Here is a 16175-nt window from a genome sequence, read left to right on the forward strand (position 1 = left end):
CTAAATTGAATATTCCAAATGCTAAAAGGGATTTTTTTGAGAATCAGGCAAGAAAACAGCCTTTTCATTGAAAACTCTCCGGGAAAATTTACTCATTATATTGCTTTAGCATTTTAAGAAAACCTTTGGCTTTTCTATATCCGGGCTGGGCATCAGCAGTTTTCATTTTTGCGTCCAGCAACACAATAGTTGGGTAGCCGGAAACATCAAAAGCATTGGCCAGATCGCCTTCAGCCAGGGATTTGCCATGAAATTTTATCATTTTATTACTTTCTGCATTTAGCTTCACAGCGTAATAATGTTTGTTCACATAATCCACTACCTCAGGATCGGTAAAAGTTGTGCGATCCATTAATTTGCAGTAGCCACACCAGGAAGTATACACATCCACAAAAATTTTCCGTGGTTCCTTTTTTGAAAGTTCCTGAACTTCATCAATAGTCAGCCAGTTAATTTGTTTTTCATCATTTTCCCCTTTTTTAACATTGGAGGAAAAACCAAGAATAATAATCGCCACCACCAAATAAGCTGATGTAAATAAATAACCGCTCTTTCTTTTTATCAATTTTGTCATTTTAATGAATCATGAATTTTACCTCAAAAACTTTTTATTCCTCTTTCATCAGGTATTCCTTATATTGGTGCCCTATGAAAACAATATTTCCTTTAATAAATTTAGGCTTTCCGTAGCAAAAAGTAAAAGCTCATTTTTGTGGATTTTAGCCACTTTTAGATTTTATAACTGACCTTTCACTCAAAACTTCAAAACTAATTTATAAGCAAAGCATGATGATTACACATTCGACTCTTTTCCATTCGATGAAAAGTGCCCAAAAATCTTGCCTTCAAAAAGGTTTTCTGAGAAAGTAAGGAAGATATCTGCCATATTTTCCCACCTGGGACTAGAAAAAACAACCCCATATCTGATACCCTTTCCCACACTAATTTTGAAGGCATTTTTGCCGTTTTTTCTTTTTATTCTACAAAACAAATTTTTACTGAGGGAAAACTCATTTGATAAAATCGAACTATAATCACTATTGCCATTGTTGCATTTGCAAAGACTAAAAATGCGACCCTCCATCATTGGCTGTCTCCTACTATTTGGACTTATTTTTTCAAAAAATGTAGCCGCCCAAACTTGTTGCTCCGGAGGAGTACCACTAACCGGAAATCTGGGATTACCAGAGACTTATGCCGGGAATTGGCAATTTAGTTTAAACTATGATGTAAATGTGCTGCTAACCCTGAAAGATGGTACAAACAAGCTGGATGACAATTCCAGGAAACGCCTTACTCATTCAGCGCTACTTCAAGCTGCTTATACATTTTCCCCTAAATTATCCATAGAAGGATTTATATCTTATGTAAGGCAGGAAAGGGAAATCCAACAACCCAATCTCCCAAAAAATTTTGTACATACTGAAGGAATTGGAGATGCTGTAATTCTCGCCAAATACAAAGTCTTGAAACCCCTTAGATTGGGATTGGGCTTAAAATTCCCCACAGGAGCTTCTGATTTGGTTAGGGAGGATGGAATTCCGCTCAATGCAGATTTACAACCTGGCAGTGGTTCATGGGATTTAATTTTTTGGGCTGGCTTTAATAAGGAGTTGAGCTTCAGACCCTCCATGGCATTTTTTGGAACTTCTACATTCAGGCTCACTGGAAAAAATCACGATTATTTAGGCTCAAGAATCTACCAATTTGGAAATGAGTTTCAGGTCATTGCAGGAATTGGTGACAGGCTAATTTTGGGAAAACTCATTATAGATCCATCTCTTGCCTTTAGATTCAGAAAAGTGGCTGCTGATAATATAGATAGTGAAATTGTTCCCAGTACTGGAGGTTCCTGGGTATTTATCAACCCAGGGTTAACTTATAATATTACCCAAGATTTTTCTACTCAGGTAAATGCCGAGTTTCCAATGTATGGAAAGGTAACTGGGACACAATTATCCCCTACTTATAGAATAAATGCCGGTGTATTTTTCAAATTCGGAAGAAAAAAAGATTTGGTTAAATCCAATATCAATGCTCCGGCTTCCAACTTTTAAATAATTAAGCGATGAAAAAGTATTTTCTACTCTTTTTGCTTTTTTCAATTTCTCAATTCATTGCAGGTTGCCAGGAAGACCCACAACCAAATAGTCCTGTTCCTGTTTCAGGAGGTGGAGCAAATGGAGGTGGTAACATCCCTGACTGGCTTATTCCTCAATCTGAAGTGTTTGATGGCGGACCGGGTAAGGATGGTATCCCTGCACTTGAGAAACCACCAACAATCCCTGTAGCTGATGCCAGTTTCCTCCATGAGGATGATTTAGTGATTGGGATAAAAATAGGACAAGTCACCAGGGCTTATCCACATAAAATTCTGGACTGGCACGAAATCATTAATGATGAGCTAAATGATTCTTATTTCTCCATCACCTATTGCCCACTTACCGGTACTGGAATTGGCTGGGATAGAATTGTAAATGGTTCGCTCACGACCTTTGGAGTATCGGGATTGCTTTATAACACAAATCTGATTCCCTACGATAGAAATACTGATAGCAACTGGTCACAGATGCTTTTGAAAAGCGTGAATGGGAAGCTGAAAGGTCAGGAAATTGAAACCCTTCAGGTTGTTGAAACTAAGTGGGAGACCTGGAGGGAGATGTACCCAAATACTGATGTGGTTTCCATTAAAACCGGATATTCAAGAAATTATGATCGCTATCCTTATGGTGACTATAAAACCAATCATAATTCCATTCTTTTCCCTGTAAAACCATTTGATGAAAGAGTTTTGGCCAAAGAAAGGACTCATGGAATTTTTTTGGAAGAAGGTAGTAAGATTTACCGATTTGCCGCTTCTGATAATTCGCTTCAAATTATTGAACAAAGGATAGGGGAAACTGATGTGGTAATTGCAGCAAATAAGGAGAAAAATTATATGGTTTCATTCCTGGGAACTTTACCCGATGGTACTAAACTGGAATTTTCAGAATTAGAGGATGGAGCTATTATCATGCAGGATAATGAGGGAAATAAATGGGATATTTTTGGAGAAGCTGTGGATGGACCTAGAAAAGGGGAAAGGCTCACCCCCACTAATTCGTTTATGGGATATTTTTTCGCCCTTGCGGCTTTTTATCCAGAATCGGGTATTTATCACAATGTGAAAAAGCCTTCGGATGGAGAGTAATCAGGAAATACTAAAGAGTAAAATCATTTAATGTGAAGGTTTATTCAGGCACTAATCCAATGCCTTTTTATTTTGGATTAAAAAGCCCAGTTGTAAAAAGATTTTCCAGGCTCCTTCCCCATCGTTTTTTTCGTAGTAATTTAAGTTGGCACTTACAGGGCCTAAAAAGGAATGGTAAACTAAAGCTAAAGAATTCACCATTCTGGCATCAAACTTTTCATTAAACTCCTGGTCTACTTCAGGGATCCCGTTTTCAGGAGTACTTATTGGGGTAAGGTCCATATAAAGAAATACTTCTGCTCTTAAATCCAAAAGTGAAGTAATGCTGAAAATATTTTTTAAACCCGCTGCCACATAATTATAACTTCTGTATTGAGACAAAAACAAGCCTCTGCTATCATTTAATGGATAAAATTGTTGGGCATTTATTTTAGAGGCTTTATAATTACTAAAAAAAGGCTGATTTGAAATCATTCCTTCTCCAAAAGTCCCCAGGGTATATTTTCCCATAGGGAAATACTGTTCCCCACTTATTTTTAACCTGAACCAGTCGTGGTTATTGGTTTGTGGATCTTTAAGTCCTGCTATCCCTGAATTTCTGGAAATTGCCCCAGGGAAAAATCGTTCCTGCCCCGCGATATATTGAATAGAGGTTTCAAAAAAATGACCTCGGCTGGCAAATTGTTTTCTATTTAAATTATTGCGGTAATACCCTATTTTTCCCACTATTCCATCAAATTTCGTCTGACTAAGGGAATCTACATCCACCAGATTTTCAAAAGGAGAATATTTATCATTATTGGCAAAATAATCCACAGAAAAAGCCAATTTTGATTTTCTTCCAGTAGAAAGACCTATTTCAGCTCCTAATTTCAAATCTTTGGATAAAACAAAGCTTTGTAATGATTCTACATTGTTGAATAAGCCTTTTCCGGCTCTATAATCCCATTGATTGAAAATAAATCGCGGACTTATGTAAAATGGCAATCTGGAAGGGGGCCGTATATGCACACTAAAATCAGAGGAAAAATAAAAAGCACCAGTATAAAGATTGAGCCCAAACCTATAATCAGATTCTTTCATTAGGTTATAATCCAGGCCTAAAAATAGTTGTGTGGTAGATCTATTGGTAAGGGCACCACCCAATTTTAATTTGAAATTATTATTTGGTTTTGTTTTTAAATTAAAATCAAAAGTCTTTTTGTCCGGGTTAAAATCAAAATTTGGGAATAAAGCTTCAAAGTTATCAGACTCTGCAAAGTGAAAATACATATTCCTTACTTTGTCCAGATTTGGGTTATTTTGATTCAGGAGTTTTTCCTGATTTAAAATGTACTTGCTTAAGGAATCTGTTAAAGAGGTAATTCTTGTACCTCCAATATTCAATTCTGGGATACCTGCCCTAAACTCAATTCTTTTTTTCTTCACTTCATTTTGGTCAATTCTCCTGGTTAACTTATTTTTTATAAGATCTACCCTTTTTTGCCCAATTTCATAACCTGCCTCCAGCAGTTCCCTTGCATATTCAAAATCGAAGGAGGAAAACCCATCCAGGTCCGGATGGATATACACACCATTTTCCGAAGCCAAAACTGTATCACTTTTAGATACCAAAATGTAGGACATTAAATCAGGTAGATAGTATTCATCATTTCCATAAGGGTATTCCTGCAAGGTATTGCTGGATACATTTACACCAATCGTAAAATCCGGTTTGAATATTTTTTTGGCATCTTCAACAGGAAAATTATTATAAATTCCACCATCAAACAAATACCTGTCTCCTACTTTTACCGGGCTAAAAACAAGGGGAATATTCATACTGGCGCGTACAGAATTAGCCAGATTTCCTTTTTCTAAAACCACAGGCACCTGGCTAAAAACATCAGAAGTTACGCATCGGAAAGGGACAAATAAACTATCAAAATTACCATTTACTTTGGCTGAAGCTGGAGTGAGTAATTCTGCCAGGGCAAAGTTTAGGGCAGCATCGTTAATAAATGACGATTTAAGGTTTACCCCGAATTTTTCATGAATGCCTAGTTTAAGGCTGATGATGGTTGGATCAGCCTGGTTTTCATAAAAAATATTTCTATAATCATCATCAAACTTCCCTTTCACCCAATTTTGGAAATCTTCGGAAAGCACAATTTCTTCCATTTCTTCTACGGAATAGCCAGCTGCATAAAAACCGGCAATTACCCCACCCATGGAAGTCCCTATTACATAGTCGATGGGAATATTATTTTCTTCCAAAGCCTTAATCACTCCCAGATGGGCAATTCCAAGTGCCCCTCCGCCACTCATTACCAGGGCCACTTTTTCTTCTTCCTGACCAAAAGAACTTAAGGAAATAAATACAATTGTCTTAAATAAAATAAAGAATAAAAGGATTTTTCTTCGCACTCCAACTACTTAAATTAAATGGATTAAAACTTTAAATGAATTGCTAAGTAATGATAAAATAATAACATCCACATTCTACTTGTTATATTTGCTCAATACTACTTTGTTTTTTCGTTGCGTAACGCTGCTATACGCCTCAAAAACAAATCGTCTAGAACAAAAATAACTACCTATAAATGAGGATTTAATTTTTTCAACATTACTAAATTAGATTTTTGGTCTATCTTCATCCAGTTCTCTCAAAACAGCTTTATCTCTTCCATAAACATCTTCTTTAAAATATAATTTACCATCCGGATGGATTTCGGCCGTCCAGTAAAGCAGAATTACATCTAATTTCTCCTTCAAGAAAACATTTTTGGTTTTATTGGTTTTAAGAATTTCCTGAATTTTTGCCTGATTAAAATTTTCAGGATCGTCCAAAAGTTTTTCGGCCAAAATTAATGGATTCTCAACCCTGACACATCCATGGCTAAAAGCTCTGGAAGTTCTGGAAAAAAAGCTTTTGCTTGGAGTATCATGCAAATAGATCGAATAGGAATTCGGGAATATAAACTTTACTCTTCCCAGTGCATTATGATCACCTGGTTTTTGTCTTATCTGATAGGGGAATTTACTGATGGTTAATGAGGAAGGGTCAAGAGCACTCTGAGGAATAATTCTACCGCTATTATCCACAATTTCCATATGGTGGGAATTGATATAATTAGGATCAATTCTCATTTTAGGTAAAGTTTCCTTTTCCACAATACTCCTTGGAATAGTCCAGGTAGGATTGAAAACGATGTATTTGATTTGATCCTTAAAAACTGGTGTTTCATGGTACTTTTTCCCTACCACCACATTCGTATGCCATACTTCCTCCCCATTTTTAATTAAAAATAATTCAAACCCTGCAATATTAACCACCAGAAAATCTTTCCCCAGATTGCCCATTACCCACCGAGACCTTTCCAGATTTACTCTAATTTGGTTAATTCTATCCTCCACAGGGATATTCATGGCCTTTATCGTCATTTTCCCTATAGCACTATCCACATCAAGGCTATATTGTTTTTGAAACCTGGCAACTGCCTCTGCCATTTCCTGATCAAAAAATTCTTCAACCCTTTTGTTGTGAGACTGAAGGGTATCAATTGCAATAAGATCAGCAAAAGGAATGGACATACCCATATCTGGCAAAAACCCTTCTGCAGCCAGTCTTTTTCGCACCTGTTTTACCCTTTCATTGGCCATGCCATGCCTAAGGGTTGGTCCTTCTTCAATTTCCCCCCAGCCACCTTTCTGGGCAATTTCAAGATAGTGAGCCAAATATTCCTTTAATCCTTTATACATAGCCCCCTGGGGTTTTAAAGAATCCAGGATTTTAGAGATTTGGTTGTTGGCAATACCATCCTGCAAAATTTTCAAAGTGTCGCCATTAAAAACCCGTTTTTGGAGATTCCAGGTTGATTGAAGCTTTTGGGGATGGACTTTGCCATCAAACAGGTGCCTGGCGTATAATAAAACAGCATCGGTAAGTAAAATATCGAAATGAGCATTGGTAATAGGATTTGGAGATGCCGCACTATCTATTTCGGCTTTCAATCTTTTTAAAATTCCCAAATGATAATCTTCAGGATGAAGGCCATCCAAATAAGCTAACTCAATGGTTTTCAGGGTAGAATCTACTGAGGCTTTAGAAACCCATCCTTTTTCAAAGTTCCTCGTTTCGTAATAAACAGGAAGAATTGTTTTAGAGAATATGGCCACACCTTCTATTTCAATGCTTTGTTTTTCATGAAGTGCAACAATAATTCTTTTAATTTCAAAAGATGATTCATTTTCTATTTGGGAGAAAACACTAATTGGAATTAATACTCCTAAAAAAATGGAAAATGAGAGGAATTTCAATTTAAAAAGCGGGTTTTTCATTTCGAATTAATAAGGCAAAAACTACGTGTGTGGAATAAAAACAATGCTGCTCAAAAATAACATAATAATATTCTTTTCTTCTAAAAATAACCTTTATTGGTTAGTAAAAAGACTTGTTTTCCCCTAAAAAATCAGTTTTTCAAATTGTTTTGGAAATGTATTTGGTTGGCATAATTGGAAGTAATATTTTTGGCAAAACACTAAACCCCAGATTTCCGGAATAAATTTATATCATCCGACAATTTTTTCATTATTTTTTTATTATTATTTAGATAAAGCGATTGCTCATAATCGTATTTTTAGGGTCTGCAAATGCAGTTTTTTATAATGAATCCATACATGACTGACGATTTTTTCCAACTTTTATCCCAAAAATTCAAGGATAAAAAAGAAGACCAACTGGTGAAGATTTGGCTTCATGCTCAGTCATTGGAGGAAAATACCTACATTAATTGCATTAACCTAATCAATAATCTTAATGGTAATGGGAAATTTGAGATTATGGTTACCCACGCAGGAAATTTATTTAAAAAAGACCCCACGAAATTTAAGTTAAGCCAGCCTTTAGATGAAAAATTGAAAGAAAAGTATCTACTAAAAACCAAGGATCATTTTTTTTTATCGGAGGCATCTAAAAAACACATAAAATTTTCAAGCAAAGGACTTAATCTGGCATTCTACCATACTGACATTGATTGTTTTATAGTAGCTCCTCAAGATTTGGGTATTGGGGAGAAACAAAATCAAAAAACCATTCAGCAAATTGCATTAGGGCTGGCAAGTGATGGGTTGGCCTTATTACTGGATTCTAATGAAGATTTGCGTTTCAGGTCATCCTTATTTTCTAAAATTGGAGAAAATTTATACCAAAAAACTGGAAATAATTTCCCAACTGACAATCCGGAATTACTCGCTGCCAGAGAATTGGTAATAAGTTTACAAAGTGAACTGCAACAAAAGGATCAGGAATTTGAACAACTCAATAATGAAATTGAAGCTTATAATCATGAGTTGGAAGCATCCAATGAAGAATTAAGGGCCACAAATGATGAGATTGTTTCCACCTACTCTGAATTGTACAAAAGCAACGAAGCGCTTAAGGTTAGTGAAAACCTAATCAATACGGTATTCAATACTGCTTATATAGGCATTTGTATACTGGATAAAGACGGGAAATTTATTAAAGTAAATAAAGATTATTGCAACCTGCTGGGATATACCAAACAGGAATTAATTAATAAGCATTATTCCCTGGTCACCACCCAATCCAACATTAGTGATGCAGAAGCACTTTTCAACAGGATTTTGAAAAGTGGAAAAAGCCATGTAATAGAAACAAAATCGGTAAAGAAAAATGGGGAAGTCATTGAGATTTTGTTATCATCTTCGGTGATGATTCTGGAAAATGGAGATAAATCAGTTGTAAATACGGTAAGAGATATTACAGAAAGTAAAAACCTGAGAAACCTGCTGGATACCACTCTGGAGACTTTTAAAATAGCCGGATGGGATTATGATATTCTCAATGAAAAGTTTACTTTCACCAAGGAGCTTTATCATATCTATGACCTGGATGAAGGTGAAACCCTTGATGAAACAGTGGCCTATAGTGTGATGGACACTAAGGAAGAAAAACAGGTAAGGGAGCTGATAAGAGAGTCAATTATTAGTGGAGATAAGAAAGAAATAGAGGTGGAGATTCGGACAGAAAAAGGGGCTAAAAAATGGATAAAAATCACGACTAACCCTATTCGGTCTCTTGGAAAAACCTATGAACTTTTTGGCACAGTGCAGGACATCACCGAAGTGAAAAACACTGAGGAGCAAATGCGCCAAAATGAACAGCTTTACAAAACACTTACCAGGAACTTCCCTGGTGGAACCATAGACATTATTGACAGAAACTTAACCTATGTATTCACCGGAGGTAAAGAATTAGAAGACCTTCCTCAAAATCCTGAAGAAGTAATTGGGAAAACTATTTTTGAAATATATGGAGTTGAACTGGCAGAAATCCTAAAAGATTATTTTAACAGATCTTTCAAAGGAGAAACCATCACTTTTGATATAGAATACAAAGGGAAATACTGGATTGCCACTACTGTTCCTCTTCAGGATTCGGATGATAATATCAATCAGATAATGCTGCTCACTCAAAATATCACTGAAAAGAGAAAAGCAGATATTGGTCTGAAAGAAACACATAAGTCTTTATCAGATTTTAGGAAAGCTCTGGACATTACTTCTTTGGTGGTTATCACCGACAGACAAGGAGTGATCACCTACGTAAATGAGAATTTGATAGCGCTTTCAGAATATAATGAAGAGGAATTTCTGGGAAAAGAATTTTCATTTTTAATACCTGAAGAAAGCCAGAAAGTATTATTTTCAGAAGGCATTAAAAATATATCTAAAGGAGATGTATGGCAGGCTGAAATAAAATGTATATCCAAGTCAGGATCGGATTTTTGGGTCAATATTTCTGTTATCCCATTCATTGACAATGAAGGGCTTCCTTACCAGTTTCTGGGAGTAGCTAATGATATTTCAGAAAGAAAAGGAGCAGAACAGAAACTAAAAATTCAGAATCAGGAATTAACCAGAATTAATGCAGAGCTTGACAGGTTCGTTTACAGTGCTTCTCATGATTTAAGGGCACCTCTGGTATCAATTTTAGGGCTCTTAAATGTAGCAAGGCTTGATGCCGGTGATTCTGACAATAATACCATGTATCTGGATATGATGGAAAAAAGTGTGAATAAACTCGATAAGTTTGTTCAGGAGATTATCGACTATTCCAGAAATTCAAGGCTTGAGGTAAAAACCGAAAAAATCGATTTTGATTACCTTGTTAATGATATTTTTGATAACCTAAAATACATTGATGGTACCGATAAAGTAGAATTGAAATTAAATGTTACTGGTAATTCAGACTTAATTTCGGACTCCGGCAGGATTAGGGTTATTTTTAATAACTTACTGAGTAATGCGGTTATTTATAAACGATCGAGAGAAGACCAGCCTTTTATTCATATAGATGTAGCTATTTCGGAAAAAGAAGCCAAAATCAGTGTGAAGGATAACGGAAAGGGCATTTCTCAGGAATATGTGGATAAAATTTTTGATATGTTTTTCCGGGCTTCCAATGATGGGGCCGGCTCCGGACTTGGTCTTTATATCGTAAAAGAATCTCTAAATATTCTTGGAGGGGATATTAAAGTAGAATCCCAACAAAATATTGGCAGTAACTTTATTTTTAATGTTCCCAATAAAATAGGGCAGGAAAATGCTTTACCTAACCCAACACTTTCCTAAATTTTTCAACTAAAAATGTTGAACACAACCAGACTGGAAATATAGGCTAGTCCTGTCATATATACCAGCTGAATAGTAGGCCATTTCCAACTTTTTGTTTCTCTTTTCACAATGGCAAGCGTACTCATACACTGCATGGCAAATAAATAAAATACCAGGAGAGAAAATGAAGTAGCCTGATCATATACCAATTCACCGGTTTCAGGATTTACTTCTGTGGCCATTCTTTGCACTACTGATTGTTCATCATCACCGCTACTTCCTACACTATAAATAGTAGCCATAGTTCCTACAAAAACTTCTCTGGCTGCAAAAGAAGTAATTAAAGCAATACCCATTTTCCAATCAAAACCCAAAGGCTCAATTATTGGCTCGATGGCTTTTCCCAAATAACCAGCATATGAAACCTCAATTTTTCTGGAGGCTATTTCATCTTCTATTTTAGTTTCATCCCAATTATTGGTGGTGGCCTCTGTAGCGACCTGCTTTTCTACCTGTTCCATCCTATCGGAGGGGCCGTAGGAAGCTAAAAACCAAAGGAAAATGGAAATAATCAAAATAATTTTACCTGCTTCAAAAACAAAGGTTTTTACCTTTTCGAAAACAGTGATACCAACATTTTTCCAATGGGGCATTTTATAAGTAGGCAATTCCATCACCAGGTAGCTTATTTCCCTGGTTTTCAGAATTTGTTTCATTACATAAGCAGAAAGAATAGCTGCTGTAGCTCCGGCAATATAAAGCCCCATTACTACTAAACCCTGAAGGTTGAATATTCCAAAATAATATTCCTGGGGAACTGCAAAACCAACTAAAACAGTAAAAACAGGGATTCTTGCTGAACAACTCATTAAAGGAGTTACCATTATGGTGATCAGCCTTTCTCTCCAGTCACCAATAGATCTGGTAGCCATGATAGCAGGGACAGCGCACGCCACTCCGGATATCAAAGACACGATACTTCTTCCATTGAGCCCAAACTTTCTCATGATACTATCAGATAAAAAGACTGCTCTGGACATGTATCCAACTTCCTCTAATAGGGCTACCAAGAGGAATAAAATAGTGATTTGGGGGATGAAAATAAGCACACCTCCTAATCCGGCAATTATTCCATCTGTGATAAGACTGGTAATTACCCCCTCGGGTAACAAAGATTTTGTAAGTTCGGTAAGGCTGGCAAAAGCCTCATCAATTAAATCCATTGGGTAGCTTGACCAAGCAAAAATAGCCTGAAAAACCACCATTAGGATGGAAATAAATATTATGGATCCAAATACTTTGTGGGTTAGAATTTTATCCAGCTTCTCTGTAAAGGAAGTTTCAGCATTAGAATTGTTTACTACAACCTTTTCAACCAAGGGCACAATTTTATCGAATCTGGCCATGGTTTCGTCCACCTGAGCCTTAATGCGGGAAAAGTTATTTTTCGCAATGATATCCTCAATTACAGCTTTTTCGTCACTATTCAAATGCCCCAAATTCTGGTAGTGATGGGCATACAAAATAGCCTGGTAATCATTTTCAACTTTTAACTTTCCCTTTATTTCTCCTAAAACTTTTGTAGATCCGTTATCAAATTTAAACCCACCTGAAGGGATTACTTTATGATTAAATTTATTAAGGATTTCCTTTTTAATTTCTGAAACACCTCCTCCGGATCGCCCGTTGGTTTCCACCACTGATATACCCAGCTTTTTAGTAATTGCAGCAGAGTCAATTTTATAGCCACCTTTAGAGGCCAAATCAGCCATGTTAAGCGCTAAAATAACAGGGATTCCTAAATCCTGTACCTGGGAAAGCAAAAGTAAATGACGTTCTAAATTTGTAGCATCGGCTACATAAACAATTACATCAGGATAAAGAGGATCCTCCTTATTGGTAAGAATATCAAGGACAATTCTTTCATCAATCGAGGTTGGATATAGGCTATAAGCTCCGGGAAGATCAATGAGCTTTGCCTGAGTATTATTATCTAAATTAAAACTTCCGGTTTTCTTATCAACTGTAACTCCCGGGAAATTACCAACTTTCTGGTTTAGGCCTGTTAGTCTGTTGAAAACAGAAGTCTTTCCAGAATTTGGGTTTCCAATCAGGGCTACCTTTACCAAACCTTGCCTACTCAACACTTCCTTCATTATTTTAAAATCACATTTACAGCTTCTTTCCTCCTAAGCGCTAAAAAATTTTTACCCACCTTTAAATACAATGGACATCCGAATGGTGCCGTTCGGATCAGTTTCACTTCACTCCCAGGTAAAAAGCCCATTTCCAAAAGTTTTACAGAAAGAGTCTCGTCCAAAAATTTTTGGATTATGCCTTTCTCTCCCACTTTTAATAAATCTGCTGTTTTCAAAGCGTGTCTTTATTTAGATTGATTTTAAACAAGCAAAAATATATTATAAAAATTACTTTTCCAATGAACAAAAACATTGTTTTATATAGCTTTTCTACTACCCATTTTAATTCACTGGGAATGCAATAAGTCAACAAATCTGACATAAAAAAGGCGACAAATAATTTATTTGTCGCCTTCAAATATCTCTTTATAAAAAAATGGTGTAAAGGAATCTAATTAAACTTTACGTTTCCATAAGCGGAACTGGCTTTTACAATGGAATTCCCACCATTTCCCCTAATTCCTGCTATTTCCTGGGATGTATTTCCGATAATTTGCCGCTGTATTTCAATTTTGGAAAGGGACTGATTGAAGCTCCCATACCTCACATCAACCTCAAATTCAAAATCACCGGCATCATCCAATTCAATTACCAGCGACCCATAGGAAGATTCCACATCTATAATTTTAAAGCCATCCATTACATTTTCTATCCTTGCATTTCCAAATTTTGAGTCCAGGAAAATCGATTCAGTCAATCTTCCAAGATTAAAATTAGAATAAGCACTTTCTACCTCAAGTTGTTCTCCCTCCTCTATTTCTAGTCTTCCATGTTTATCATCTATTTTTAAATTACCTACTTTGCCCAATTCCACATAACTACAATAACTGGATTTCAATTTACCATAAAACAATTCTTCAATATCTGCTTTACCATAGCTTACTTTTATGTCCGAATGATTTCCAGTGATCTTCCCTGCTTTTAAACTTCCATATGCTGAATTCAAGATTAAATTCCCTCTAAAATCAGCCAGGTAGGTTGCTCCATACCTGTTATCCAGGATAAGATCATTAATTGGTGGCATATTCACAGCGTAATTTATTTCAAACCCAGATTTTCTATTACTGCCAGAGTTTTGAATACTTGTTCTAAAACTTATCTCGTCTCCTTGTCTTTTTTGAATAATTTCAATTTCGTTTAAAATATTTTGAGCTACCTTATCATTAGGGCCCCATACCTTAATTTCTACCTCTACAGTAATCCTGGGTTCATTCCAGGTATTAATTTTTACTTCTCCAAATTTATTAGTTATGTTAAGTTTATCGCCTTTGCTCACATCAAAAGTTTTACTGATCTTTTTTTGCAACTCATTACCAGACTGACTATAAACTAAAATAGGGCAGGCTAAAAAAAATATTATCCAACCCAATATCTTGTTCTTATATATTAATTCCATCCTTTTCCCTCTTTTCATTTTGCTTATACCTTTCAATTTGTTTTAATATTTCTAACTGCCTGTTCAATATTTCAATTCTTAGCCGTAAATTTTCGACTAAAGCACTGATTACCTTTTCACTCCCCTGACTTTCCACGAGATCCTCTTTCATCTGAGAATAAATTGAGTCCAAATGATTGATATCCTGACTAAAGTCTTCTTCTAATCCCAGTTTTTCCAGGTCGTATTTGGAAATTTGTTCCTGACTCTTTTCGATCAATGAAGTATAATATATTTCAGCCTCATATAAATCGGGAGAAATTTCATTTAAATTTATTTCACTATTGTTATTCTGACTTAACTTTTGAGTCAAATTATCATCCCCGATAAATTGAAAACCAATAATAGCCATGATAATCACTAAAAAAGATGCTGCAATCTGCCAAACAACTTTTAGAGGCACCATCTTTGGCTCTGACTCAAGGAAGGTATTTTTAAACTCAGCAACTTCATTTTTTTCTAATCCTTTTTCAATTTTTTCCCAAAGTCCTTCATGAGGTTCAAATTCATCAAACTCTAATTTATTTTCACTTATTGTTAAATCTAAACCATCATCATCCAATTTATCTTTTATTAATTTCCAAAGGTTTCGCTTTGGCTTATCAGTGTTAAATTCATCAAAATTTTTTTGAATAAAATTCGACCAATCATCATTCTCCAATTTATCCTTAATGTCTACCCAGATGCTTTCAGGAGGATTATCTCTTTGAAATCCTTCTATATTATCTAAAATAAACTTTTCAATTTTATCCATTTTTCATTTTGGTTTAACTTCCATAAGCAAAAAAACATTACCCGTTCTCCAACATTATCTCTTTTAATTTTTTCTTTGCTCGGTTAAATTGCGATTTTGAAGTTGATTCTGAAATGTTTAGTATTTCTGAAATTTCTTTATGGTCATACCCCTCAAGTAGGTATAGTGAAAAGACCACTCTATAGCCATCTGGTAATAACCTTATTGCTCTTCTTATTTTGCCAACTTCCAGCGTTATTTCTCTTTCATCAATTTTTTCTTCTTCTATAGTTTTGTTCATAGCTCCTTCTGCTAAGTTATCAATATCAACAAATTGGAGTTTTTTCTTTCGCAAATGATTGATTGCATGATTAACTACAATCTTTTTTAGCCAAGCACCAAAAGAGCCTTCACCCTTAAATGATTTTATATTCCTAAAAGCACTTACAAAAGCCTCCTGTAGCACATCCTCAGCTTCCTCAAGATTATTTGTAATTCTGACACAAATATTAAACATGGCTTTAGAATACATTTCATAAACCTGATATTGGGCTTTTCTGTCGCCCAAAATACACCTTTCAATTACCATTTTGATTTTCTGCAAATAATCTTGATTTTCCAATCTTTTCAACTTTAATGACAGAGAAACAATGCTGAGGTTGCACGAAAAGCAATGAAAATATTAATATTTTAGATAAAAAAAAAGAGGGCCATTAGCCCAGTCAAGGTCGGAAGATTTTTCTTCCGACTTTTTTTATTTTCAAGGAGTCATTTTTCTTAAAAAGGGAGAGATAAAAATCTGTATACTAATTGATGATTGGTCTAACTAAATTGTAGAAACGGTTGTTTTATTAGTATTTTAAATAGGGATAAATAAAATACTATGACAGTTTTTAAAGACCACACAATATCGGCTGACCAATTATTAGACTTTATTCCCGAAGCACTGCTTACTCATCTTTCCACTACCACCAAAGTTGATTATTATTCAAAAGTCCTACA

Annotated in this window: 11 protein-coding genes; 3 read left to right on the forward strand and 8 right to left on the reverse strand. The window is 35.4% G+C overall.

Annotation, left to right across the window (positions count from 1 at the left end; all coding sequences use genetic code 11):
• Window positions 1-88: 88 nt before the first annotated feature.
• Window positions 89-574 carry a thioredoxin family protein gene (locus A3EM_RS0132735; RefSeq protein ID WP_020532492.1) on the reverse strand — a complete coding sequence of 162 codons (486 nt, stop codon included), beginning with the start codon at window positions 572-574 and terminating at the stop codon, window positions 89-91.
• A gap of 496 nt (window positions 575-1070) precedes the next feature.
• Between A3EM_RS0132735 and A3EM_RS0132750 the strand changes: the two genes are divergently transcribed.
• Entirely contained in the window at window positions 1071-2057 is a 987-nt protein-coding gene (locus A3EM_RS0132750; RefSeq protein ID WP_020532495.1) for a transporter, read from the forward strand.
• An 11-nt stretch (window positions 2058-2068) separates the two neighbouring features.
• The gene (locus A3EM_RS46535) at window positions 2069-3190 is read left to right on the forward strand and encodes a DUF3179 domain-containing protein (protein WP_020532496.1); all 1122 of its coding nucleotides are present in this window, start codon (window positions 2069-2071) and stop codon (window positions 3188-3190) included.
• Window positions 3191-3241: 51 nt separating this feature from the next.
• Here A3EM_RS46535 and A3EM_RS0132760 read toward each other — a convergent pair whose 3' ends face one another.
• Both A3EM_RS0132760 and A3EM_RS44335 read right to left on the reverse strand, forming a co-directional pair.
• A complete protein-coding gene (locus tag A3EM_RS0132760; RefSeq protein WP_020532497.1) occupies window positions 3242-5596 on the reverse strand; it encodes a patatin-like phospholipase family protein in 2355 nt (784 codons plus the stop codon).
• Between the two features lie 207 nt (window positions 5597-5803).
• Window positions 5804-7510, reverse strand: coding sequence for a L,D-transpeptidase family protein (locus A3EM_RS44335; protein WP_020532498.1), 1707 nt, complete (start codon window positions 7508-7510; stop codon window positions 5804-5806).
• Window positions 7511-7822: 312 nt separating this feature from the next.
• Between A3EM_RS44335 and A3EM_RS46540 the strand changes: the two genes are divergently transcribed.
• Window positions 7823-10825, forward strand: coding sequence for a PAS domain S-box protein (locus A3EM_RS46540; protein WP_083925348.1), 3003 nt, complete (start codon window positions 7823-7825; stop codon window positions 10823-10825).
• Window positions 10826-10830: 5 nt separating this feature from the next.
• Here the strand turns inward: A3EM_RS46540 and feoB are convergent, their stop codons facing one another.
• The 5 genes from feoB to A3EM_RS0132805 all read right to left on the reverse strand — a co-directional run bounded on the left by feoB (window position 10831) and on the right by A3EM_RS0132805 (window position 15795).
• The gene (gene feoB, locus A3EM_RS0132780) at window positions 10831-12963 is read right to left on the reverse strand and encodes a ferrous iron transport protein B (RefSeq protein ID WP_020532501.1); all 2133 of its coding nucleotides are present in this window, start codon (window positions 12961-12963) and stop codon (window positions 10831-10833) included.
• Window positions 12963-13181, reverse strand: coding sequence for a FeoA family protein (locus A3EM_RS0132785; RefSeq protein ID WP_020532502.1), 219 nt, complete (start codon window positions 13179-13181; stop codon window positions 12963-12965). Before A3EM_RS0132785 ends, feoB begins: the two co-directional genes overlap by 1 nt.
• Window positions 13182-13396: 215 nt before the next feature.
• Complete coding sequence (locus A3EM_RS0132795; RefSeq protein ID WP_157638199.1) at window positions 13397-14401, reverse strand: DUF4097 family beta strand repeat-containing protein; 1005 nt, start codon at window positions 14399-14401, stop codon at window positions 13397-13399.
• Window positions 14385-15194 (reverse strand): hypothetical protein, encoded by an 810-nt coding sequence (locus A3EM_RS0132800; RefSeq protein ID WP_020532505.1) that lies wholly within the window; start codon window positions 15192-15194, stop codon window positions 14385-14387. Before A3EM_RS0132800 ends, A3EM_RS0132795 begins: the two co-directional genes overlap by 17 nt.
• A 37-nt stretch (window positions 15195-15231) precedes the next feature.
• Entirely contained in the window at window positions 15232-15795 is a 564-nt protein-coding gene (locus A3EM_RS0132805) for an RNA polymerase sigma factor (protein WP_026210726.1), read from the reverse strand.
• Between the last annotated feature and the right edge of the window lie 380 nt (window positions 15796-16175).

Source organism: Flexithrix dorotheae DSM 6795 (genome assembly GCF_000379765.1).
GTDB lineage: Bacteria > Bacteroidota > Bacteroidia > Cytophagales > Flammeovirgaceae > Flexithrix > Flexithrix dorotheae.